The organism is Bowmanella pacifica (assembly GCF_014645355.1).
Lineage (GTDB): Bacteria > Pseudomonadota > Gammaproteobacteria > Enterobacterales > Alteromonadaceae > Bowmanella > Bowmanella pacifica.
The window spans coordinates 700,931-723,086 of the sequence record NZ_BMLS01000001.1 but is presented as its reverse complement, the minus strand read 5'-3'; the positions used below and the strand labels follow the sequence as shown (position 1 = coordinate 723,086).

At 52.1% G+C, this 22,156-nt stretch carries 17 protein-coding genes; 8 read left to right on the top strand and 9 right to left on the bottom strand.

Translation table 11 applies throughout. The features are described from left to right. Positions 1 to 98 precede the first annotated feature (98 nt). The gene (locus tag IEX02_RS02825; protein ID WP_188689974.1) at positions 99 to 1,220 is read right to left on the bottom strand and encodes an FAD-dependent monooxygenase; all 1,122 of its coding nucleotides are present in this window, start codon (positions 1,218 to 1,220) and stop codon (positions 99 to 101) included. Between the two features lie 98 nt (positions 1,221 to 1,318). Between IEX02_RS02825 and IEX02_RS02820 the strand changes: the two genes are divergently transcribed. From IEX02_RS02820 to IEX02_RS02800, 5 genes are all read left to right on the top strand, one after another. Beyond that, positions 1,319 to 2,272 (top strand): LysR family transcriptional regulator, encoded by a 954-nt coding sequence (locus IEX02_RS02820; RefSeq protein WP_229702008.1) that lies wholly within the window; start codon positions 1,319 to 1,321, stop codon positions 2,270 to 2,272. Beyond that, a complete protein-coding gene (locus tag IEX02_RS02815) occupies positions 2,269 to 3,105 on the top strand; it encodes an alpha/beta hydrolase (protein ID WP_188689971.1) in 837 nt (278 codons plus the stop codon). Before IEX02_RS02820 ends, IEX02_RS02815 begins: the two co-directional genes overlap by 4 nt. Before the next feature lie 127 nt (positions 3,106 to 3,232). After that, positions 3,233 to 3,817: a TetR/AcrR family transcriptional regulator gene (locus IEX02_RS02810; RefSeq protein WP_188689969.1), complete on the top strand. Its 585-nt coding sequence runs from the start codon at positions 3,233 to 3,235 to the stop codon at positions 3,815 to 3,817. A 197-nt stretch (positions 3,818 to 4,014) separates the two neighbouring features. Beyond that, the gene (curA, locus tag IEX02_RS02805) at positions 4,015 to 5,061 is read left to right on the top strand and encodes an NADPH-dependent curcumin/dihydrocurcumin reductase (RefSeq protein ID WP_188689966.1); all 1,047 of its coding nucleotides are present in this window, start codon (positions 4,015 to 4,017) and stop codon (positions 5,059 to 5,061) included. 58 nt (positions 5,062 to 5,119) lie between these two features. Continuing rightward, a complete protein-coding gene (locus IEX02_RS02800) occupies positions 5,120 to 5,515 on the top strand; it encodes a hypothetical protein (RefSeq protein ID WP_188689962.1) in 396 nt (131 codons plus the stop codon). Positions 5,516 to 5,538: 23 nt separating this feature from the next. Here IEX02_RS02800 and IEX02_RS02795 read toward each other — a convergent pair whose 3' ends face one another. From IEX02_RS02795 to IEX02_RS02760, 8 genes are all read right to left on the bottom strand, one after another. After that, on the bottom strand, positions 5,539 to 6,723 hold the full coding sequence (locus IEX02_RS02795) for an ABC transporter permease (RefSeq protein WP_188689960.1): 1,185 nt from the start codon (positions 6,721 to 6,723) through the stop codon (positions 5,539 to 5,541). Between the two features lies 1 nt (position 6,724). After that, positions 6,725 to 7,882 carry an ABC transporter permease gene (locus tag IEX02_RS02790; RefSeq protein WP_188689957.1) on the bottom strand — a complete coding sequence of 386 codons (1,158 nt, stop codon included), beginning with the start codon at positions 7,880 to 7,882 and terminating at the stop codon, positions 6,725 to 6,727. Further along, a complete protein-coding gene (locus IEX02_RS02785) occupies positions 7,879 to 8,595 on the bottom strand; it encodes an ABC transporter ATP-binding protein (protein WP_188689954.1) in 717 nt (238 codons plus the stop codon). The genes IEX02_RS02790 and IEX02_RS02785 overlap by 4 nt, the downstream gene beginning before the upstream one ends. 68 nt (positions 8,596 to 8,663) lie before the next feature. Further along, positions 8,664 to 9,677, bottom strand: coding sequence for an efflux RND transporter periplasmic adaptor subunit (locus IEX02_RS02780; RefSeq protein ID WP_188689950.1), 1,014 nt, complete (start codon positions 9,675 to 9,677; stop codon positions 8,664 to 8,666). Between the two features lie 221 nt (positions 9,678 to 9,898). Continuing rightward, positions 9,899 to 11,947 carry a S9 family peptidase gene (locus IEX02_RS02775; protein ID WP_188689947.1) on the bottom strand — a complete coding sequence of 683 codons (2,049 nt, stop codon included), beginning with the start codon at positions 11,945 to 11,947 and terminating at the stop codon, positions 9,899 to 9,901. 151 nt (positions 11,948 to 12,098) lie between these two features. After that, entirely contained in the window at positions 12,099 to 14,054 is a 1,956-nt protein-coding gene (gene mdoH / locus IEX02_RS02770) for a glucans biosynthesis glucosyltransferase MdoH (protein WP_188689944.1), read from the bottom strand. Beyond that, positions 14,026 to 15,627 (bottom strand): OpgD/OpgG family glucan biosynthesis protein, encoded by a 1,602-nt coding sequence (locus IEX02_RS02765; RefSeq protein WP_229702006.1) that lies wholly within the window; start codon positions 15,625 to 15,627, stop codon positions 14,026 to 14,028. The genes mdoH and IEX02_RS02765 overlap by 29 nt, the downstream gene beginning before the upstream one ends. 417 nt (positions 15,628 to 16,044) lie before the next feature. Continuing rightward, positions 16,045 to 16,980, bottom strand: a complete 936-nt coding sequence (locus IEX02_RS02760) for a LysR family transcriptional regulator (protein WP_188689942.1) — start codon at positions 16,978 to 16,980, stop codon at positions 16,045 to 16,047. 122 nt (positions 16,981 to 17,102) lie between these two features. Between IEX02_RS02760 and IEX02_RS02755 the strand changes: the two genes are divergently transcribed. The 3 genes from IEX02_RS02755 to IEX02_RS02745 are packed head-to-tail and all read left to right on the top strand — an operon-like array spanning position 17,103 to position 22,112. Further along, positions 17,103 to 19,826, top strand: coding sequence for a TonB-dependent receptor (locus tag IEX02_RS02755; RefSeq protein ID WP_188689939.1), 2,724 nt, complete (start codon positions 17,103 to 17,105; stop codon positions 19,824 to 19,826). 44 nt (positions 19,827 to 19,870) lie between these two features. Then, positions 19,871 to 20,731 (top strand): N-formylglutamate amidohydrolase, encoded by an 861-nt coding sequence (locus IEX02_RS02750; RefSeq protein WP_188691753.1) that lies wholly within the window; start codon positions 19,871 to 19,873, stop codon positions 20,729 to 20,731. Next, complete coding sequence (locus tag IEX02_RS02745) at positions 20,724 to 22,112, top strand: YfcC family protein (protein ID WP_188689936.1); 1,389 nt, start codon at positions 20,724 to 20,726, stop codon at positions 22,110 to 22,112. The genes IEX02_RS02750 and IEX02_RS02745 overlap by 8 nt, the downstream gene beginning before the upstream one ends. Positions 22,113 to 22,156 lie beyond the last annotated feature (44 nt).

Here is a 22,156-nt window from a genome sequence, read left to right as displayed (position 1 = left end):
GGTAGCATGTTTTTTGGGCGGCTTACTAATTGCCACGGAAGCCAAACATTTCCACCATGAATCTTCGTCAACAGTGCAGTGCTAAGAGAGCATTAATGTCAGTTAATTGGCAAACCTGACATCCATACATTGACGATATCCTGCAATGACTGTTTTACAACGCCTGCCTGGGTGTTGGCGCTGGCCGGGCTAAATATGGTGCTTGCCAGTACGCGGCCACTTTGTTGTATCTGACCGGTTTTACTTTGGCGAGCCAACTGAAACTGTGGCAGCAGGTTTTGCGTATCCTGTGTTTCTGATAAATGTTTTGCTAACAGCCAGGCGTCTTCCAGTGCCTGGCAGGCGCCCTGACCTGAGGTGGGGAGTGAAGCGTGCGCAGCATCCCCAATCAGCAAGACATTATCCCGGTGCCAACAGGACAGTGGGTCGAGATCATGGACAAAGATAGGCCGCATGGATGACGGGGTGACAAAGTTCAGCATTTGCTGCACGGGAATGGGCCAGGTGGCAAAGCGCGTTTTTAGCTGGGGGAGCTGATAGGCCGGATCGTCGCTTGACCCATTAGGCGTTTGCCAGGCTGCAGCCCAGTAAGCCATGGTGTCGCTGACCGGCACAATGCCAAAACGCTGCCCGTTGCCACAAAAATCTAGTATGGCTGTCGGGCAGAGCGTGCCTTTGGGATAGTGGCTGATGCCAATGATATTAACAAAGCCCTGATAGACAGGCTTGGCATCAGGGGCTACATAGTGACGGGCAACTGATTGCATGCGCCCGTCTGCTCCTATGACCAGATCATTATTCTGGCGTAAATCAGCCAGCTTATGCTCATCAATATGGTAATTATCGTGAAACAGGATATCAGTGTTTTTGCAGGCATCAATTAATACCGTCATCAGATCCTTACGCAGAATAGTCAGGCTGGGATAGCCGCTAAGCTCGTCTAGCTGGGCAATAGGCAAGGCGGTCATTTCGCTGTTATCCGGGCTTAAGCGTCGCATCCATTCGGGCTCACCACTTCTGGCTCGCACCGCTGCTAGTAAGCCCATTTTTGCCAAGACAAAAGTGGCGTTGGGCCACAGGGTAACACCGGCACCCATTTGTTTACCCAAAGGCTTATGTTCAAACAGTTGAACGTTGTGCCCCTGGCGTGAGGCCAACAGAGCAAAGGCCAAGCCGGCGACACCGGCGCCAATAATGGCGATATGTTTAGGATGATGCATAGTTTGTTTGTGCTGATGGATGGGAGAGTCAGTATTAATCCTTTGGTTAATGGGATAAATTGCCAAAATCTGCTTTGATAATCCCATTAGGTGGGTTAATGCTGCTTGAGAAAATAGAACTGGCCTGGCTGTTTAGTTTTAAACAGGTATTTGAGCTGCAAAGCTTTAAGCAGGCGGCTTTTGTGCTGAACCTGCCGTCGTCCAATGTCAGCCGGCATGTGGCGCTGCTGGAAGAGGTGTTAGGCTTGCGCTTGCTTGAGCGCACCACCCGCAGAATGTCAGCCACCGAAGCGGGTAGCGCCTTGTATGAGCAAGTGTTACCTATGCTGGATGCCATGGACAGCGCTTTGATGGAAATTAGCGCGCAGGGTGATGAGGTTGCCGGGCACCTTAAGCTGTTAATGCCGGACTTACCGCTGTTAGCCAAGTGGTTGGCAGAGTTTTGTGCATTGCATCCCAGGCTGAGTTTAAGCTGTGATACCAATCTGGCACCGACACAAGGCCCCCAGGACGGAGTGGATCTGCTGTTGCAATATGGCCGTGGTCCGTTGCCAGACAGTGGCTGGGTTGCCAGGGAAATCGCCCGCTGGCCAAGCATTATCGTAGGTGCGCCATCGTTGCTGGCACGTTATCGTGACCAGTTAAACCTCAGTCACTTCAAGCAACTGCCCTGTATTACCAGCTTAAGTGCCTTAAAGGGTTCGCCCTGGGTATTTAAAGATGGCAAACATGCTACCTTTACCTTGCCGGTGTATTCAGCCTATCGGGTAAACAGTGCACATTTGGCCAAGGAGGCCGCTATCGCCGGTTTAGGCTTTGCCATGTTGCCAGAGATAAGCTGTATTAATGAACAACAAAGCGGGTTGCTACGGCAGGTGGCCCTGGATAAAACCCCTGAAGATCTGGTGCTTTATGCGGTATTTAACGGCCGTAAGAAAACCGCCAGAAAGGTCACGGCCTTGCTGGATTTCTTGGTCGCTAAAACAGCGGAATTACCTGCTTCCGCCTGGACTGCCTGGTCAACGACCGTGGCGCATAAGGAGAGAATATGAACAAACTCTATTTGAATCTGGCAATGCTGGTTTTGTATTCGCTGCTGCAGATTGGTCTACCTATGCGTGCTCAAGCAGCACAAAAGTTAGCAATGGAACCCCTTAATATTGGAATCAGCTTTGTTCTGGAGTCACAGATACTAGGGGAGCCCAGGCGGATTAATCTGTACTTTCCGCAGGCCTATTTTGAGCAATCTAGCCAACGCTTTCCGGTGTTATATATGCCAGACGGTGGTTTGAAGGAGGACTTTTTGCACATCGCAGGCCTGGTGCAAATTGGTTCTTTGAACTGGACTACCCGCCCCTTTATTTTGGTTGGGATTGAGAACACCGACAGAAAGCGCGATCTTACCGGTCCCACAACGAACGAAGAAGATAAGAAGATTTCGGCTCTTGTCGGCGGTTCTGCTCAGTTCAGGGCCTTTATTCGCAATGAACTTATCCCTGCTGTTGAAGAGCATTTTCGCACAACTCAGGAGCGAGCTATTGTTGGCGAGTCTTTGGCCGGGTTGTTCGTAGTGGAAACCATGTTAGCGGAGCCCGATTTGTTTAGCGCCTACATTGCTGTTGATCCTAGCCTTTGGTGGAACAACGCCGCTTTGGTTGATAATGCAGCGACACAGGCGCTACAACATAATCGCCAGCAGGTTCGGGTTCACTTGGCTGCCAGTAAGCAGGAAGGAATAGTGGAACCAACCCGCCAGCTGGCACAGATACTAAATACCTCGCCCCATTTCCATGCCAGCTATAGTGAATTCCCCAATGAGACTCACTTGTCTATTTATCATCCAGCCGCGCTGGAGGCATTTCGTAAGGTATTTGCCAGGGAGTAGCCTGATCTTTTCTGAATCGCCTTGGTGAAGGTGCTGTTTAGGATGGCTACAAACTAATTCAGAACGTAACTCACAGCGATCAATAAAGTTGTAGACGACCGGTCTAGTTTGGTTTAAAGTGGCGCCCATGAAAACTAAATACCAAGACACCCGCCAGCATCTGCTGGATACCGGCCGCATTATTTTAGCCGAGCAAGGCTTTAGTTCTGTGGGGCTTAGTGCCTTATTGCAGCAGGCTGGGGTGCCTAAGGGATCGTTTTACCATTACTTTAAGTCCAAAGAGCACTACGGGCAGGTGTTGCTGGAGGATTACTTCAGCACTTATATGCAGGACATGGAAGCGTTGCTGGGGCAGTCTCAAATCAGTGCCAAACAGCGTTTGCTTAACTATTTTGCTCAGTGGCTGCAACGTTTTACACCAGCGCAAGGGCGGTGTGATTGTTTAGTGGTAAAACTCAGTGCCGAGGTGGCGGATTTGTCTGAGGCCATGCGTTTAACCCTTAAAGCCGGTACCGAGCAAGTAATGGGGAGACTGATGGCTTGCATTGAAGAAGCCATTCGCGAAGGCTCGCTGCCTGAGCAGGATGTACGGGCCCTGGCCAGCAATTTGTATCAATTGTGGTTAGGAGCCAGTTTGTTAACCAAACTCAGTCGTGACGATGAGCAGGTCAAACAGGCTATGCAGCTTACTTGCAAGCTGCTGGTGGCATAAAGCCTGGCAAAATACTCACTAAGCCCTGGAATGGGCTTTTTTTACCAATATGGACTAGACGACCGGTCTAATCTTATTGGGGCTATGATTTTATCCTAAACAGCCTCAACAACATGACTTGGGTATGAACCGCGTAACCGACCTTGTATTGACGTTGGTCGGCCGCCGAAATGATTAATATTTAACGAGGATTGCATATGCAACAGAATAAACTTGAAAACCGCCAGATGACTCTGGCTTCACGTCCCCATGGCGCCCCAAGCAAAGAGAACTTTGCCCTAAAGCTATCCTCTTTGCCTGAGATTCAGGACGGACAAGTCTTGCTAAGAACCGTTTACTTAAGTCTGGATCCTTATATGCGCGGGCGTATGAGTGATGCTGAATCTTACGCAGAGCCTGTAGCGCTGGGCGCAACGATGATCGGTGGCACCATTAACCGCGTGGTGAGTTCCAAGCATGCGGATTTCTCTGAGGGTGACTGGGTGCTGAGCTATGTGGTGGGCTGGCAGGACTACGGGGTATCGGATGGCCGTGACCTCGTTAAGCTGGATCCGGCTCAGGCGCCGGTCAGCTATGCGCTGGGTATGCTGGGTATGCCGGGTTTCACTGCGTATATGGGACTGAAAGATATCGGTCAGCCCAAGGCAGGGGAAACCTTGGTGGTCGCCGCTGCGACCGGTCCTGTAGGGGCTACCGTGGCGCAAATGGGTAAGTTGTTGGGGTGCAAAGTGGTGGCTATTGCCGGTGGCGAGCAAAAGTGCCGTTTTGCGTTGGAAAACCTTGGCGTGGATGCCTGTGTTGACCACAAGGCCGATGACTTTGCCGAGCAATTGGCAAAGGCTTGTCCCGATGGCATAGATATCTATTTTGAAAACGTCGGTGGCAAGGTATTTGATGCTGTTCTGCCACTGCTAAACACCAGCGCGCGTATTCCGGTGTGCGGTACTATTGCAGCCTACAATGCTACTGAGCTGCCTGCTGGCCCTGACAGGCTGGGGCTGTTAATGTCGACTATTCTGATGAAACGCATGACGGTCAAAGGCTTTATTATTTTTGATGACTACGGCCATCGTTATCCTGAGTTTGCCAAAGATATGGCCGCCTGGCTTGCCGAAGGTAAAATGCATTATAAAGAGCAGATTGTTGATGGCCTGGAAAATGCGCCGGATGCGCTCAGGGGTTTGTTAGAAGGTAAAAATTTCGGCAAACTGGTGATTCGGGTTGGGCAAGACGAGCTGCTCTGATAGACAGCACGGCATAGGCCGGCGCATAGCGCCGGTAGGAATAACAGGAGTGATTGACATGGATGTGATCTATTGTGCCTATCTTGATCAGGAAGGGGAGCAGGATGTTGCCCCTCAACCTGATTTATCTGAGGCCATAACAATCTTTCGTACCTTTAACTGGCAGAACGAACTGCCAGACTCTGCGGTCAAATTATTGATATTCAGAGGCGCGAATGATGAAACCCCCTTCTGTACCTTGTTTACCTTTTTTGACCACAGGTGGAGTGCCCATATTAGTATTCGGCAGCGCCGCCGGTTTTTGGGGCCTTTGTTTAAACGTTCGCTGTTTTGTGCCTTGGATGAGCTGGACGCGGCGGAGGTGGAAAGCTTTCTGACTATTTTGTTTACCACTGAGAGCGAAGATTTTATGCCTAAACTGAAAAGCCAGTTTGGTGACAAATGTCAGCAGTAGGGCGGGCTTCCCCCGCCCTGCTTTTATCCTCTTGATTGAAAGGCCACCGCCACAGGTACGCTGGTAGCGCGCCATGCAGGGAAAAAACCGCTGATAAAGCCGATGATCAGCGCCAGCCAAATGCCTTGCATCACTAGTTGCCCACTCATCTCAAAGCTGAACACTACCTGGGTAAAGCTGCCGCTTAAGGTTGAGGTGCTTAAACCGTCAAACAGTAAAAATGCCGCCAGCGCCCCCAGAAAACCGCCCAGCAGTGCCAATACCAAGGCTTCCGCCATAGTGCCAATAAAAGCCGACAGGTTAGAAAAGCCGATGGCTCTTAAGGTAGCAATTTCCTTGGCGCGGTCGGATACCGAGGTATACATGGTATTTAGCGCGCCAGCCAATGCGCCTAAGGCCATAACCGCACTGATAACCCGCCCGAAAATCGCCATATAGCTTAGCCCCTCGCCTTGTACAGCAAAGTAGTTGGCTTCGGTTTGTACCTCTTGATTCAGGCGTGGCTCATTCTTGATATAGGCTTGGATGTCCTCCAGCTTGGCATCTGCTGTCAGTTTCGCCCGCACCGACTGATAGCTGCTGCCGCGGTTGTACAGGGTTTGGATAACCTTGGCGTCGGCCCACAGCTCACTTTCAAATACGTTTCCGCCGGTGCTGAATACCCCTACTACCGTCCAGCGGTTTTTGCCAAAACGCACTTCGTTACCCAGTTCAAAGCCTTCGAACTGGCGAAGCACGCCTTCTCCGACTATCAGCTCATCGGTACCAGGGGTAAAGAGTCGCCCCTGCACCAGTTTGAAATTATGACGTAGTGCCAGGCCTTGGGGTTCCATACCGCGTAGCGGAATATTGGCGTCGGTACCGCTGCTTTTCTTGGTGCCGTCGACAATCACATACAGCTCTGGCGAGACCAGCTTGCCATTTTCGTTACTGGCTATTCCGGGCGCTTCACGCAGCAGATCCACCTGCTCCTTCATCACCGAGCTGTTTAACTCGGCCGCTGAGCCGGTGCGGATAAAAAACGCCACATCCTCCTGGCCGGCACTTTGCAGCGTGGCTTCGAAGCCTTTGGCCATGGCCAGAAAGGCGAGCAGTACGGCCACCACCACGGCGCTGGCCAAAACCATAGCCAGTGACATCCATAAACGGCGGGGCAGGCTTTTTATATTCATGCCGATCACGGCACTGGATTGTGCAAGTAAACTCATATTACCCCCTGGCAAATGCGGTGATGATGTTAAGGCGCAGCGCCCGGTACGCCGGTGCTATACCGGTAATCAGGCCAAGCAATAGCATGTAGCCCAGGGCTTGCAGCACAATATCCGGGCCCAGTACCAGATTAGGTAAAAAGCGGGCCATCATTTGTGACAGCCCGCCTACCACCAGGTAAGCCGCGCCAAGACCTAACAAACCGCCCAGAAAGGCCAGCAGGCAGGACTCGGTGAGGATCATGCGAAAGATTCGGGGGGAGGAAAATCCCAGGGTTTTCAGCACGGCTATTTCGCCGGTGCGCTCACGAATGGCCAGTACCATGGTGTTGCCCACCAGCACTAAAATGGTGAAGAAGGCCATAAACACCACCCCAAAGATAATCAGCCCTATATTGCCAATTTGCTCGATAAAGGCCTTATTAAAGGCTTTTTCTGTGCTGGTATCCGTCTCTGCCTGTGAGTTGGCAAAGTTTTCATCTATGGCTTTAGCCACCTGCTCATTAAGCGCCGGATCGTCTGTGGTCAGCACTATCCAGCCCACGTAATCACCGCCCCAGCTCTGCGTCTCCATAAAGTACTTGTAGTGAAACACCATATAACCGGTATCGACTTGTGGGTCATTGGCGGTAAAAATACCTTCCACCACTAAATCCCAGGTCTGGCCACCGTCTTTATTGGAGAAAATATTCGAGGAAACCGGAATACGGTCGCCAATCTGCCAGTTATTCACGTTAGCCAGGCGTTCTCCCACCATCACCCCGGCCTGGTTTTGCAGCCAGTTGGCTTTCTGCTCGGGGGTGACCACCAGTTCTGAATACACCTCAAAGTAACTGTCTGGATCCACCGCCATGGTCACGACCTGATTGGCCGGCTCCTGATAATAGCCGCCGAACCAGTTGGCAAAAGTGACATTTTTTACGCCATCAACACCGCTGACTTTATTGATATAGGCGTAGGGGAGGGGCTGGGTAAAGTTGATCTTGTTAAACACCACCAGGCGATTGTCGGCCGACATTTCCACCCCTGAATTTAGTGCGCCCTGCAAGGCGGTGACGGCAGCAAAAATCAAAAAGGCGATAAAAATGGCAAAGCTGGTGAGAAACAGCCGCAACTTTTTGCGGGTTAGGTTTTTGTACACCAGATACAGGTCTTTCATGCGGATTTCTCCTGCAATACATCGTCGTCTTCCTTGTCGACAAACTGGCCTTTATCCAGATGCAGGGTATGACTGGCATAGCGTGCGGCGGCCGGGTCGTGGGTCACCATAATGATGGTTTTGCCAAATTCCCGGTTGAGCAATTGCAGCATTTCCAGAATTTCATCGGCGGTTTGGCGATCCAGATCCCCTGTGGGCTCGTCACACAGCAGTAACTTAGGGTCCGATACCACGGCGCGGGCTATGGCTACCCGTTGCAATTGCCCGCCCGACATTTCGCTTGGCATATGCTTTGCCCTGTCTGCCAGGCCAACCAGTTGTAGCGCGGTATCGACCCGTTGCTGTCGTTGTTTGCTGCTGAGGCTGGTCAGTAGCAGCGGCAACTCAACATTTTTAGCGGCGTTTAGCATCGGCATCAGGTTATAGAACTGGAAAATAAAACCAATATTATTGGCTCGCCATTTGGCCAGCTCCCCCTCGCTTAGCCCGTCAATGCGCGCGCCATCAAAGCTGATCTCTCCGCCTGTGGGTTGGTCGACCCCGCCAAGCAGATTCAGCAGGGTGGTTTTCCCCGAGCCGGATGGGCCCATAATGGCCAGGAAGTCGCCCCGTTTAATGGTCATGTTCAAATCGTCAAAAATACTGATGGTTTCCTTACCTTTTTTGAAACGCTTGGCGACTGCTTTTAGTTCAAATAGGTTCTCGTCACTCATGCTGTTGTCCTGTTATTGGCTGTTTATCTGGGTTTTTATTGATCGCTTGGTGGCCTTTTGTATCGACATCAACTTTTCATAAAAGCCACCTTTACGCCCATATCCGGCAAAATTCTGGGGTCTTTTTCCTCTATACGTATACGTACCTGCACTGTGGCTTTGGCCCGGTCGGCGGTGGGGATAATGGCAATAACCGAGGCGGGGATTCGCCAATCCGGATACGCATCCAAGGTGGCTTCCACTTGCTGGCCGGGAGTAACGCGGCCAATAAAGGCTTCATTCACATCCACTTCAATTTCCAGCGAGTCCATATCCACTATGGTGCAGATACCGGTGCGGGTGAAACCACCGCCGGCGGATGTGGGTGCCACAATCTCACCGGGTTGGGCATTTTTGACCGTCACCACGCCGGAGAACGGTGCACGTATGGTGTGATCATCCAGACGTTCGCGCTGGCTTTGACTTTGTAGCTTGGCGACTTCAATTTCAGCCACAGCGCTTTGCAGGTTGGCGGCCAGGCTCTGCACACGAGTGGCAGCGCCGGTACGTTCGGCTTCGCTGGAATAGCTATTGTTATTGATGCGCACCTGATTGCGCTTGGCTTCTTCCAAGTCTGCCTCCAGGGCATTACGTCTGGCTATCAGGGCTTGTACCTGGGCGTCGGCCAGTTTAAGGGCCGTACTGGCCAAGGCGTTATCCAGCCTGGCCAGCACATCGCCTTGCTGGACGGCCATACCTTCTTCCACATTTACTTCCGTGATCAGACCCATTACTTCGGCAGACACGGTGGCCATGCGCCTGGCGGTGATGTAGCCAGACGAGTTTAAGATGCTGTTGCTTTGCGTGTTTACCTTGGCTGGTGGTGCAGACGGAGTTTCTTGTGCCTGAGCGGGGGCTATTGCCGCGCTGGTGTTTTGTGTTGATCTGGACTGACTTGTATCCAATAAGCTGGTCAGCCAGAACGTTAGGGCTGAGCTTGCCAGTACCGCCAGCAGCAGATGCCATAGGCTCAGGCCCCGCTCGGCATGTTTATCCTGTGGGTCGATCTGTAATTGTTTTAGTAGCGCGCTTTTGTCGTTCACCTGTTATCCCGGTGTTTTTTTATACATCCCAAGTGCAATAATTGCACAGTTAAAAACAAAGAAAAAATAGGCCAGAAGTCACTTTTTGTAATTTTTGTCGCTTTCATCGCTGCGCGACACTCGCTCAAACAGCGATAAAAATGGCCTTAGGACACTGTTTACAGGCAATAAAAAAAGGCGCCGAGGGCGCCTTTTCGTAAGCAGGTTAAATTAGCCTGCGGTTATTTATTTTTAACTGCTTTGAGTTTAGCAGCGTGATCTATCTCGTAGTCTGGCATCTCGGTTTTGCCGTCAATCAGATAGTTATCCATCCAACGCATCAGGCGCAGGCTGTAGTCATACTGTGCAGCAGCTTTGCGGTTGCCGTGGCCTTCACCCGGGTAGTAGACCAGGCGCACATCTTTACCCTGCACTTTCATATAGCGATACAGCTCCATGGACTGAGCAGGGTGAACCCGAGGGTCATCCTTACCGTGCATAATCAACAGAGGCGTTTTGGATTGACCTGCCCAATAAATAGGGCTGCGCTCCAGATAGTATTGCCACTTATCCCAAGGGTACGAACGGGCATGCACTAAGTGCATTTCATTGGAAATATCTGTGGTACCAAATTTGGACAGCTGGTTGGTAACACCGACAAACATCACGCTGGCGGCAAAATGTTCGGTCAGCTTAGTTGCACCCCAGGCTGAGGCATAACCACCGTAAGAGCCACCGGTAATGCCAACCCGCTTACTATCCACCAAGCCCATGTCTACCAGATGCTGCTTAAAGCGCACCAGATCGTTAAACTCCTCACCGGCATAATCGTTCTGCCCCAGCTTGGAATAATCCACTCCCTTACCGGTTGAACCACGGTAGTTAGGGTAGAACACCGCATAGCCGCGGGCTGCTGCCATTTGGCCGGGACGCGAGTAGTTGGTCAGCCAGCCATCTTTGTCATGGCTCTCTGGGCCGCCGTGAACCGACATAATCAGCGGGTAACGGGTGCCTTTTTGGTAATCCAGGGGATAAATCAGTACGCCGTCCAGTTCCACGCCATCTTCGGCGCTAAAGCGAATGGTTTCCTGTTTGGCCAAACGTTTTTCCGCCAGCCAGGGGTTGGAGTCTGACAGGCGCTTGGCCTTGCCGGAACGGATCATAAAGACTTCGTTAGGATGGGCATGGCTATTGGCACGCACAGCAATGCTCTTGTCTGAGTCAGAGATACTCAGATTTGAGGCAATGAATTGGCCTTCTTTCACTACTTTTTTGTACTTGTTGCTGCCGGGTTTGATATTGGCGACAAAGTTCTGGGTGCCGACTTGGGCGATAAAGGTCAGGGTTTGGCCCTTGTGAGACCATTCGATATCACTGATATGGCCTTTAAAATCAGGCAGCCAGTCTTGTACTTCACCGGTTTTGGCATCGGCCAGGAACAAACGGCCTGTAGCCGGATCATGCTTGTCTTCTGCACCTAGGATAGCGATATAGCGGCCGTTAGCCGACAGCTCAGCGTCGCCCAACTTACCTTCGGTGGCGAAGGACAGGCTGATGTTTTGCTTGGCCAGATCAAATAAGTGCCACTGCGACTTCATGTATTTGTCGTCGATCAGGGCACTGGGCTGAGTTTTGACCAGCAATGCCTGGCTGTCTGCGGCCCAGTTCATATCACTGACGTAGTCTTCAATGGGTAGCGCCTCCGGAGCGAGGTTGTCGCCAGCCTTATCCAGGGACAGAACATACAATTGCTGGTTGGTCAGGCCCAGTTCGTAAACCTCGGCCATAAAACCGAGTTTCTTGAGTTCTTTTTCTGACTTGTCAGCAGCTGGCTTGGCTAATAGCGCAATTTGCTTGCCGTTGGGGGCCAGTTTGTAACTGCTGATACTGCGATCCTTTAAGGTCAGTACAGGTTGGGCCTGGCCACCGTCAACCGGGATTTGATAGAGGCTGGTGAACTTGTCGTCGTCGAGCTTGGCCAGAAAGTAAACATGCTTGCCATCGGCAGACCACTGCAGCTTACCGATATTCACCTTACCGGTGATAAAGGCGCGCTCCTGACCTTTGGCGTTAATCAGGTAGAGTTCGGCGTAGTTACTGCCGTTCTCTTCCACATATAATTCGCGTGGAACCGAGCGGGTGAAGGCAATCTGTTCGCCATCGGGGCTGATGCTGGTTTGCAGCACAGATTGCAAAGTGGGGATGTCGTCGATGCTGATACGATCATCGGCCAGTGCACAGGCACTGCCCAGGCCCAGAGTTAGGGCCAGCAGGGAATGTGTTATTTTCATTGTTAACCTTTTTTATTGGCTTCTGCGTTAGCGGCGGCAAGTGTACTAACCGACGTTAGGGAACGCCAGTTTTTGCGGCCAGGAGCCGGGTAGGGCAGACCAATATGGAAATGAAAATAGCGACGCCGCTGTTTAGCGGCGTCTTAATGACCTAGCGGTTAACGCTGGCCAGCACTTCGGCTGTGTCGAGGGTATCAAAGCTTTGTGTGGGCATTTCGCGCCATTGCTCGCTTGGCAGCATCGGAGTAAAGGCAATTTGCGCTGGCTGTTGTGGCATATTCGCCAGGCGCAGGCGCAACTGCTTTAGCTCCTGAGGCTCCGCGGCTTCGCTGGGGCTGATAAACAGGCCATGCAATCTGGCCAGACGGCCCAGTTCCAGGCTGCTGGAGTAACGCACAATAGGCGCCGCCAGGATCACACCGGTAAATACCGGTACCATCCACCAGAACATCAGCGGTGCAAACAGGTAAGTGACCACCGCCCATACCACAGCGATGCAACTCGCCAGCGCGGTACGTTTAAAGGCTTCATGCCAGCTTAGCATGCGGCCTTCGCGCTCCTGAGCATTCCAACTGACCTGATAGCCGAGGAATACGCTGAGTACGAAAAAGGCGTGGTATACCATCATCAACGGGGCAATTAACAAAGCAAACAAGGCTTCCGCCAGGGCACCTTTGAGCAGTGCGCCGGCACCGCCGAATTCCTCGCGACGTTGCTTTAATGCCAGCAGTACTCCCAGTACTTTGGGGAACATCAACAGCACCACAGTACACATCAACAGGGCATTGATCAGACCGGTTTCGGCTACCTGCCAGTTGGGGAACAATTGGTAAGTCTGATTAAAGTAGTCATTGTCTGTGGTGGCGCGAATCAGGGCGTCCGCCGAGCTTAGGCTCAGCATCAGCATCCACAGCAAGGAAGAAATATAGGCCAGGGCACCAAACAGGAAATGCAAACGGTTGGTCAGGTGCAGGCCGCTGCCGGTCAACAGGCCCAGGTGTTGAATATTACCCTGCACCCAGCGACGGTCACGGGTTGCGTAATCGAGGATATTACAGGGCACTTCCTCAAAGCTACCGCGCACATCGGTAAGCAAAAACACATCCCAACCAGCGCGGCGCAGCAGAGCGGCTTCGACAAAGTCATGGCTGAGAATGTCGCCACCAAAAGGTGCCGGACCGTTTAAACGGGGCAAACCACAATGCTGCATAAAGGCTTCCATACGGATAATGGCATTATGGCCCCAATAGTTGGCGCTGTCGGTTTGCCAGAAAGACAAGCCGGTGGCGAGCATAGGGCAATACAGCTCTGACGCAAATTGCAGGAAACGGCCAAACAGGGTGGTTTGACGAACCGGAATAGGCACGGTTTGAATCAAACCCACTTTAGGATTCTGCTCCATACTGTGTACCAGTTGCAGCATAGCCTGTCCGCTCATCACGCTATCCGCGTCGAGCACAATCATATTTTCATAGCGATAACCAAAGCGCTGGCAGAACTCTTTCAGGTTTCCTACCTTGCGCTCGGTATTTTTCTCGCGGCGACGGTAAAACGCATGTTTGCCCAGTTCACCCAGTCGCTGCTGCATGGCATGCCAATGATCCAATTCGGCTTGGGCCATCTGAGGGTTACGAGTGTCACTGAGCATATACATATCAAACTGGGCCAGGTGTCCGGTCTGTGCCAGTTGTCGCAGACAGGTTTCAAAGCCAGCCATAATGCGGCGGGTATCTTCGTTATACACCGGCATTACCACGGCGGTTCGTTGCGTGGGCGCACCGCTATCCTCTGGCAGCGCTAAGCTGCGTTTCAGGCTCAGCGGATCGATTCGCAGCCACTGCAGGGCAAAACCTATTACCGCACTCCAAAAGGCGCAGACAATCCAGCTAAAGACAATGGCAAACAGTACCAGCAGTGTGACCTCCAATCCGGTTAGGCCATTGGCCTTAAGGATGTGGGTCATCATGCTAATACCGGCTACCGCACTGGTACTGACTAGCAGGAAGAACAGCCACTGGCGCAGCGCCTTGTGGTTGAGCAGAATCTGCCAGGGCGCTGACAGCTTATCAGCCTGCGACTTATTTGAGGTCAGTTGGATTCCAGACATAGTTCCATACCTCGCTTAGGGTTTCGTTACGTAGTTTCAATTGCAGACGCATGTCTACAGGTGTTTGATCGGCAGGTTTAAGCTTGAAAGACACGCGCCACTCGCCGCCTGGCAGTTTTTGCACCCTCAGGTCGCTATGGTTGCCGGCGGACAGTTGCAACGTCGATTCAATGGGTTGGGTGGCATCCAGCTTGGCCAGGGCTGGGGATGCAAAGTCCACGACAAACTGGCGCTCTGCTTTGGCGGGGGCTTTGTGCTCCCCAGGTAAGGCAGACCATCCAATACGGGTACGTACCACTTGCGCCAGGTGATGCTCTGGACGCTGACTGTCAAAGGTGGACAAGTTATAGCTGAACTCGCGCTGTTCACCGGCTTTCAGTGGTGTTTCCGGTACCCAGTAAGTGACGATGTTGTCATTGGTTTCGTTGTTCGTGGGGATCTCCACGATTTCCAGGCGGCCTTTACCCCAGTTGCCTTGTGGCGTGATCCACATACTCGGACGCTGATGGTACTTGGCTTCATTGTCCTGATAATGGATAAACTCGCGGTCACGCTGTAATAAACCAAAACCCTTAGGGCTCTCATCAGCCAGACTGGTCACTTGCAGGTGACGTGGGTTTTTCAATGCCCGCCAAATCCATTCGCCGTGAGAGGTTTGCATCAACACACCGTCTGAGTCATGGATCTCGGGACGAAAGTCGTCCACATGACGGACTTTATTCTCGCCATAGAAGAACATGCTGGTCAGCGGTGCAATACCGAGCTTGTTCACATCCTGACGGGCAAATAGACGCGCAGTGACCTGCATATGGGTGTCGCTTCCTGGCGTCAGTACGAAACGATAGGCACCGGTAACGGCCGGGCTATCCAGTAAAGCAAAAAACACCAGTTGGGTATCTTGGGGCTCGGGCTTAACTAACCAGAAACGCTTGAAATGGGGGAATTGTTCGCCGCTGGTTTCGGCGGTATCTATGGCCAGACCACGGGCCGACAGGCCATAAATCTGATTGGGACCCACCAGGCGAAAGTACGATGCGCCCTGAAAAACCGCTACTTCATCTTTATAGTCAGGGCGGTTGAGTGGGTAATGCACTCTGAATCCTGAATAGCCTTTGCTTTCGGTGCTTTGCTCGGCGAGTGGCGCAGCATCGGCATCGTAATTAAACTGACTGGCGCTAAAGGGCAGCAGTTTGTTCATGCCGTCTTTGTTCACTTCTTCAATTTCTACCGGTTGCTGATAGAGAAAGCCGGGGTGAAAAAACTGCACCTCAAACAGGGATTGATCTTTCCACAGTGCCTGATCGCCCTTGAAACGAATGGCGCGGTACTGCGGGTAGCTCATGGTTTTCCAGCTAGCAGGTAGATTGGCCTCTTCCTGATTGTAGCTTTGCGCCGCGAGATTCTGGGCGCGCTTACTCATCAGGTCAAACAGCACTTGCTCATTGCTTTTGCCTTGATTGCTGGCAGTTTGCTGAGCACGCACACCGGTGGTTAACACCAGCAAGATAGCCACGATCAAACCGACGCTGAGAAAGGCGCGATTTCGCAATTCATTGAACTTAGGTTTACTCAAGTTAACTACCCCCGAGTCGTAATAGGCCCCTGGACACGGGCCGGTAAACAAGAAAAATCAGCATTATCTGCAGTACAGCAAGAAAAGATCCAACTAGGGAGAATTCAGGTTTTTTCTTGGTTTTTGTTGCTCTGAGTTGACTTAACCTTTTGAATTAAAATTAAATTTAATTTCTTAGTTTAGGGGCGTTGGATTGGCTCTAAGGTTTTGTCAGCTTGGTAAGCTAGGTGCCATTGTGTAATTCTGTCGTTTGGTTGAGACAGATTTACACACCCGCTGAAGCGAACAACCAGCGTTTTGCCTTGGCTGATGTTTGCTTAGACCTTATTAACGCGCCGCACTAGCCTTACGGGGCAATCAGAGACGACATGGGAAAGACTGTTGGGTTGTCTCAAAAAGGAGACAGTTTTATCAGGGCTAGAAAGTGGCCAGGTAACCGGCCTGCATGTCACTGAATGCCCGCTGGCAATGTTCAAAAAAAGCCTGGCTAAGACGGCTCATCGGTGCATGGGCCGAGGTTATAAAACCGTATTCGTAAATCAACGTGGGTTTGAAAGGGAGCAGTAGCAGATTGCTGTCAGCATATTGCCTGGCCAGCATATCGTTAACAATGGCTACGCCCAGGTTACGTTTAGCAAAGGTACAGGCAATGGCCACGGTGTGGGTTTCCAGTTTGACCTTCATGGGCACTTTGGCCTGACGGAAAATATCGTCTATTTGCAGTCTGGAATAACGGCCCTTACCCAGCAGGATCAGATTTTCCCCCTGGAGATCCTGTACCTCGATATAACTGCGGGTGGCCAGTGGATGGGCAGGAGAAAGTGCACACATGGTATGGCTTTTGAGCATAGGCTCAACTCGCAAACCGGGATGGTTCTCGGGGAGTTGGATAAAACCGCAATCGGCGCTGCGGTGTGCCACCATTTCCCGGGCCGAGGCCGGACTATGGGTATCCAGGGAAATATTCACCCTGGGATGCTGGCGCAAAAAATCCGCCACCACATCGGCCAGCGGTCCGGCAATAAAGGAGTTGGGCGCGACAATTTTCAGCCAGCCCAGATCCGAGTTAAAGATATTGCGTGCCAGCAAGCTGATGCGCTCTGCACCCTGTAAGGTAAGTTCTACTTCCTTAAACAGCGCCAGTGCTTCATCGGTGGGGAACAAACGGCTCTTTTCCCGATAGAACAGAGCGAAACCCACATGCTCCTCAAAGGCGGCAAGCAAGCGACTGATGGCCGGTTGAGTGACGCCCAGCGCGCTGGCCGCGGCGGTGGCCGAACCGGTCTGAATGATGGCCCGGAACGCTTCCAGGCTTTTCAGACTTAAGGGACTCTGGGTATTCAGCTCTGACATATTGATAACAAAATGTAATGGGTTGATGATTAATTACCATAATATTGCATGACTTTGGCGGGTTAATAAACTGTTAATCAAAACAGAGCATCTCAATGCCTAACTCAGCCGGAGACCAGTTTATGCCACGCTTTCGTCAATCCTTAGTTGTTTTATCTGTCAGTGCCGCTTGTATGGGCACCAGTCTGTCTGCTACTGCTCAGCAAGCCGCGGGCGCTGAAGCAGAGAATGGAACCGAGATTATCGCCGTTACAGGGTCGCGTATTAAACGCCAGGGCGATACCCCCAGTCCGGTTCAGGAATTAGACCTCGACGCCTTAAATCAGACCGGCTCGGTGTCTTTAGGTGAGGCTTTACAGGAACTGCCTTCTGTGGGGGCCAGTTTAAACAGTAATGGCTCGGCGGGAACCAGCCACGGCAGCAGCAGTATGAACTTACGTAACCTGGGTGAGAATCGCTCATTGGTATTGGTTAATGGACATCGCTGGGTGAATGGTGCCGGTACCCGTGGTTTTCGTGATTTTGTGGATTTGAATACGATACCGCAAGCCATAGTGAAACGGGTTGAAGTATTGCAAGACGGTGCCACCGCTATATACGGCGCGGATGCCATTGCCGGGGTAGTGAATATTTACACCCACAATGATTTTGTTGGTACCAGCGCCAAAGCGTACTATGGACAAAGCAGCGAAGGTGACCGGGAAACCGTTAATCTGGATTTGTTGTTTGGTCGGGATATCGGCGATAGCAACCTGATGGTGGCTGCCAGTTATTCTGACCAGCAACCTATCTATACACAGGATCGTGACATTACGGCCGTGCCGTTAAATGGCTTGTCAGTGGGGACGCCCCAAGGTTTGTTCCGGGAAAGCAACTTATCCTCGGTGTTGGATTTTAGCATTCCGAGCGCCGGAATTACCCGTGATCCGGGTGCCAACGGGGATAACCTAGCCAGTTGGCGGGCTGCAACCGGCGACGACCAGTTTAACCGTTACTATAACAACTATGTGGTGGGTCCCAGCCAGCGGTTTGCCTTATATGCGCAAGCGCTGGTGCCTTTTGATAATCTGAACTTACGCATAGAGGCGCTGTATAACAGCCGCGAGTCCGATCAGCAGTTTTCCTCCGTGCTTTCAGCCGTGCGAGGGGGCAGCCGCGGCTTTGTGATAGCCGACGATCCACGTGTAAACCCTTTTGGCGTGGAATTCAGCGGCAGTGATTTTCGTCATACTGCCTTTATTGAAGAAAACGGCTACCGGGTTAACGAGCAGCAGGTAGAAACCACTCGTTTGGGTGTTGGCCTGGATGGCGAGTTGCCAATTGGTGATGGCTGGAGTTGGGATAGCTTTTTGTCCTGGGCAAAAAACTCGGGCACTTTTACCTCAAACAACCAGATGCATCTGGATAAGCTGGCCTTGGGTCTACGGGCCTGTGATACCAGCGGTCTCGGCGCGGATGTATCGGATCTGGCCGCAGGCTGCGTACCGGTGAATCTATTCCAGCCATTGACGCAGGATATGGTGAACTACGTTAACTTTACCGGTAGGGATGAGAACGAAGCCAGCCAGGTGGATTTTACCTTTAACCTCACTGGTAGCTTGTTTGAGCTACCAGCCGGCGAACTGGCGATGGCCGCGGGCATTGAGTACCGTAAAGAACGTGGTCTGGATACCCCAGATAACATTATTAATTCCGCTCCCAGGGTGAATACCTACCAAACTACCAGTTCCGCTCCCCGCACTGGCACCGATGGCGAGTACGATCTGAAAGAAGCCTATGTGGAACTGAGCATTCCGCTTTTGGATGAAGCGCCACTGGCTCATAGATTGGAGATGAGTTTGGCCACTCGTTTCTCTGACTACAGCACCTTTGGTAGCACCACCAACAGCAAGGCCGGTGTACTGTATTCGCCGGTTGAAGGACTGTCGTTGCGTGCCACCTGGGCGGAAGGCTTCAGAGCGCCGTCTATTCTGGAGTTGTTTGAAGGGCAAAGACAAAGCTTTGCGCCTGTTATTGACCCTTGCTCAACCAATAAATCACTGCCCGGTTGCGTGGGTCTGCCTGCTGGCTATACGCAAGGTGAAAGCAATGTGCAGCTGACCACCGGCGGTAACCGCTTATTGCAACCAGAAACTTCGGAAAACCTGTCCTTTGGTGTGGTGTTTATTCCCACCTTTATAGACGACTTCAGTCTGACTCTGGATTGGTACGACATTGAAATCGACAATACCATTTCTACCTTTGGGGCGCAGAATCTGCTGGATTTATGTGCCAGCCAGGCGCGTAACTGTGAGGTTATCAGCCGTGCTAGCAGCGGTGAGATAGACAATATTCTGGATGGCCCGGTTAACCTCAACAGCACCAAAACCGCCGGTATGGATCTGATGATGCGCTATGGCCTTGAGACTGAACAGGGCGAGTGGGATTTCAGCCTGAATCTCTCCAAACTGCGCGAGTTTGAAACCTCCACGACGCTGTCTGACGGCACTGTGCAGGTAGAAGACAAAGTAGGCAATGCCTATCTGCGTGAAGCTTTCCCGGAATGGCGCGGTAGCTTCTCAAGTAAATGGCAGCAGGGCCCTTGGGCGGTGAATTACAATCTGCGTCACATTGGCGACAGCACCGAAACCTTCCAGGACGAAGCGCGCCATATTGGCACTGTGGTGTATCACAACGCCTCGGTCAGTTATGACATTGACGATGCCATGCGGGTGAAATTCGGTATCAATAACCTGGCTGACAAGCAGCCGCCGATATCGCTGACTAACCCCAATATCAACTTTGATCAGAATACCTACAACCCGGTAGGACGCTTCTTTTACCTGCAGCTTAGCTACGATATGTAAGTAACAGGCCCCCGCGGGGGCCAGTATTTTTTGGAAGGTTTTTGATGATATCAACCTATTCTCTGGCTGAGCCCACTTTGCACCGCCCTTTGCCGCTGTTGCTGGACTCGCCTCATAGTGGTGGACGTTTTCCTGATGGTTTTGTCTGCAACGCCACTGAAACCCAGCTTAAAACCGGCTGGGATGCCTTTGTCGACCAGCTATGGCAACCAGTATTGGCGGTAGGTGGCAGTCTTCTTAGTGCCCAGTACTCACGTATGTTTATTGATCTTAACCGAGCGCCGGATGATATTGATCCTGCCATGCTTAGCCACCCCTGGGCCGGTTGCAATCCCACCCGTTACAGTGAGCGGGGTATGGGGCTGATTCGCCGTCTGGCGCTGCCGGATGTGCCAATGTACAACCAGTTGCTTGCCGTGGAAGAGGTTACCCAGCGCATCCGTGATTTTTATTTGCCCTACCACCAGGCCCTGCAAGGCCAGCTTGATAAATTACATCAGACCTATGGTGCGGTCTGGCATGTTGACTGCCACTCGATGAAATCTACCGGTAATCGTATGAATGTAGACAGCGGCCAGTCACGCCCGGATGTGGTGCTGGGGGATAACGACGGGCTGTGCAGTGATGCAGGGTTTATCCAGGTGGTCGAAGACGCTTTTAGCCGGCTTGGTTATAGTGTGGTACGCAATCAGCCTTACAAAGGCGGCTACCTGGTGACTCACTATGCCAACCCGGCTAAGCGGCGTTACAGTATGCAGATTGAAATTAACCGGGCCTTGTACATGAACGAAACGCAGTTTGTGCCCAGCCATCGTTTTTCTGCCTTTCAGCAGGATCTTGCCAAGGTGTGTCGCAGTATGGCGGATTATGTGCAATCGCAATGTGGGGAGGCCCGCCATGGCTGAACGCGCGAATGAGCGTAAGACCCTTAACCCGCTGATTATTCTGTTGGGTATTTTAGTGCTGGCCGGGGCCATGAGTTACTTTGTCGAGTCTGGGCGTTATGAGCGTGACGGGCGTTTGGTGGTGCCAGGCTCTTATCAGGTATTAGATAAACAGCCACAAGTGGCCCACTTATTCAGAGCGACAGCGGGGGATGCAGAGCTGGCTTATCCGGTCAGTATTACCGAGCTGCTGATGAGCATACCGCTGGGCCTGGAACGGGGCGCCGGGCTGATTTTTATGGTGCTGATTATCGGCGGTATGTTTGGCATTCTGACCAAAGGCGGCGCGGTGGATGCCGGACTTGAGCGCCTGCTTAGCCTGGTGAAGGGCAATATCTATGTGCTGGTGATTGCCCTGATGCTGGTGTTTTCCGCCGGTAGTACCTTTTTAGGGCTGGCGTCGGAATACCTGCTGGTGATCCCGCTGATGGTGGCCATGGCGCAGCGCCTCGGTATGGCGCCCATTATCGGCTTTGCCATTGTCACCGTATCGGTCAAGGTGGGGTATTTATCTTCGGTGTCTAACCCCTTGCCGCTGACCATTGCCCAGCCGCTGGTGGGGCTGCAAATATTCAGTGGTGCCGGTTTTCGCTTTGTCTGTTATCTGGTGTTTTTACTCATCGGCATCGGTTTTATGCTGTGGGTGATCCGTCGCCAGGCCCATGGCGAACAGGTGGAACTGGTGCTCAACCATAGTCGTTTGTCCTGGCGTCATAGTTTGATGCTGGTGGTCTTGATGGCCAGTATCGGCTTTTTGGTTTATGCCTCTAATACCTGGCATTGGAAACACGAAGCATTGTCGGCCTACTATATCGGTATCAGCCTGTTACTGGCTGTGATTAGCGGCCTGGGGGCCAATGGTGCCGCCGATGCCTTTGTTAGCGGTATGAAAAAAGTCCTGTTGGCCAGTTTTTTAATTGGCGTAGCCTCGGCTGTGGCCGTGACTCTGGAGCAAGGGCAAATTCTCGACTCCGTGGTACATAGTTTGGTGGGCCTGATTGGGGAAGGTACCCCGACTGTGGCTGCCAGCGGTATGTTTATGGCGCAGTTGCTGCTGGACTTTCTGATCCCATCTACCTCCGGACAGGCCGCGGTCAGCATGCCGATTATGGGACCAATTGGGCAGCTTTCTGGCGTGTCGGGACAAACCACAGTACTGGCGTTTTTGTTTGGCAACGGCATTACCAATATGCTGACCCCAACCTCCGGCACCTTATTGGCCTATCTGGCCACCGCCAATGTTGGCTGGGCGCAATGGGCGAGGTTTGTATTGCCGCTATGGGCGATATTTATTGTGACTGCCTTGGTGCTGTTAGCGGTGGCAGTACAAATCGGTTTTTAACATTAGGCTGTGGACGAGAAGTCAATCAGGCTACGATAAGGATT

Bases quoted from the DNA above. Each gene is read 5' to 3' on its own strand.
- IEX02_RS02825 (WP_188689974.1), bottom strand. From the start codon at position 1,220: ATGCATCATCCTAAACATATCGCCATTATTGGCGCCGGTGTCGCCGGC.
- IEX02_RS02820 (WP_229702008.1), top strand. From the start codon at position 1,319: ATGCTGCTTGAGAAAATAGAACTGGCCTGGCTGTTTAGTTTTAAACAG.
- IEX02_RS02815 (WP_188689971.1), top strand. From the start codon at position 2,269: ATGAACAAACTCTATTTGAATCTGGCAATGCTGGTTTTGTATTCGCTG.
- IEX02_RS02810 (WP_188689969.1), top strand. From the start codon at position 3,233: ATGAAAACTAAATACCAAGACACCCGCCAGCATCTGCTGGATACCGGC.
- curA (WP_188689966.1), top strand. From the start codon at position 4,015: ATGCAACAGAATAAACTTGAAAACCGCCAGATGACTCTGGCTTCACGT.
- IEX02_RS02800 (WP_188689962.1), top strand. From the start codon at position 5,120: ATGGATGTGATCTATTGTGCCTATCTTGATCAGGAAGGGGAGCAGGAT.
- IEX02_RS02795 (WP_188689960.1), bottom strand. From the start codon at position 6,723: ATGAGTTTACTTGCACAATCCAGTGCCGTGATCGGCATGAATATAAAA.
- IEX02_RS02790 (WP_188689957.1), bottom strand. From the start codon at position 7,882: ATGAAAGACCTGTATCTGGTGTACAAAAACCTAACCCGCAAAAAGTTG.
- IEX02_RS02785 (WP_188689954.1), bottom strand. From the start codon at position 8,595: ATGAGTGACGAGAACCTATTTGAACTAAAAGCAGTCGCCAAGCGTTTC.
- IEX02_RS02775 (WP_188689947.1), bottom strand. From the start codon at position 11,947: ATGAAAATAACACATTCCCTGCTGGCCCTAACTCTGGGCCTGGGCAGT.
- mdoH (WP_188689944.1), bottom strand. From the start codon at position 14,054: ATGTCTGGAATCCAACTGACCTCAAATAAGTCGCAGGCTGATAAGCTG.
- IEX02_RS02760 (WP_188689942.1), bottom strand. From the start codon at position 16,980: ATGTCAGAGCTGAATACCCAGAGTCCCTTAAGTCTGAAAAGCCTGGAA.
- IEX02_RS02755 (WP_188689939.1), top strand. From the start codon at position 17,103: ATGCCACGCTTTCGTCAATCCTTAGTTGTTTTATCTGTCAGTGCCGCT.
- IEX02_RS02750 (WP_188691753.1), top strand. From the start codon at position 19,871: ATGATATCAACCTATTCTCTGGCTGAGCCCACTTTGCACCGCCCTTTG.
- IEX02_RS02745 (WP_188689936.1), top strand. From the start codon at position 20,724: ATGGCTGAACGCGCGAATGAGCGTAAGACCCTTAACCCGCTGATTATT.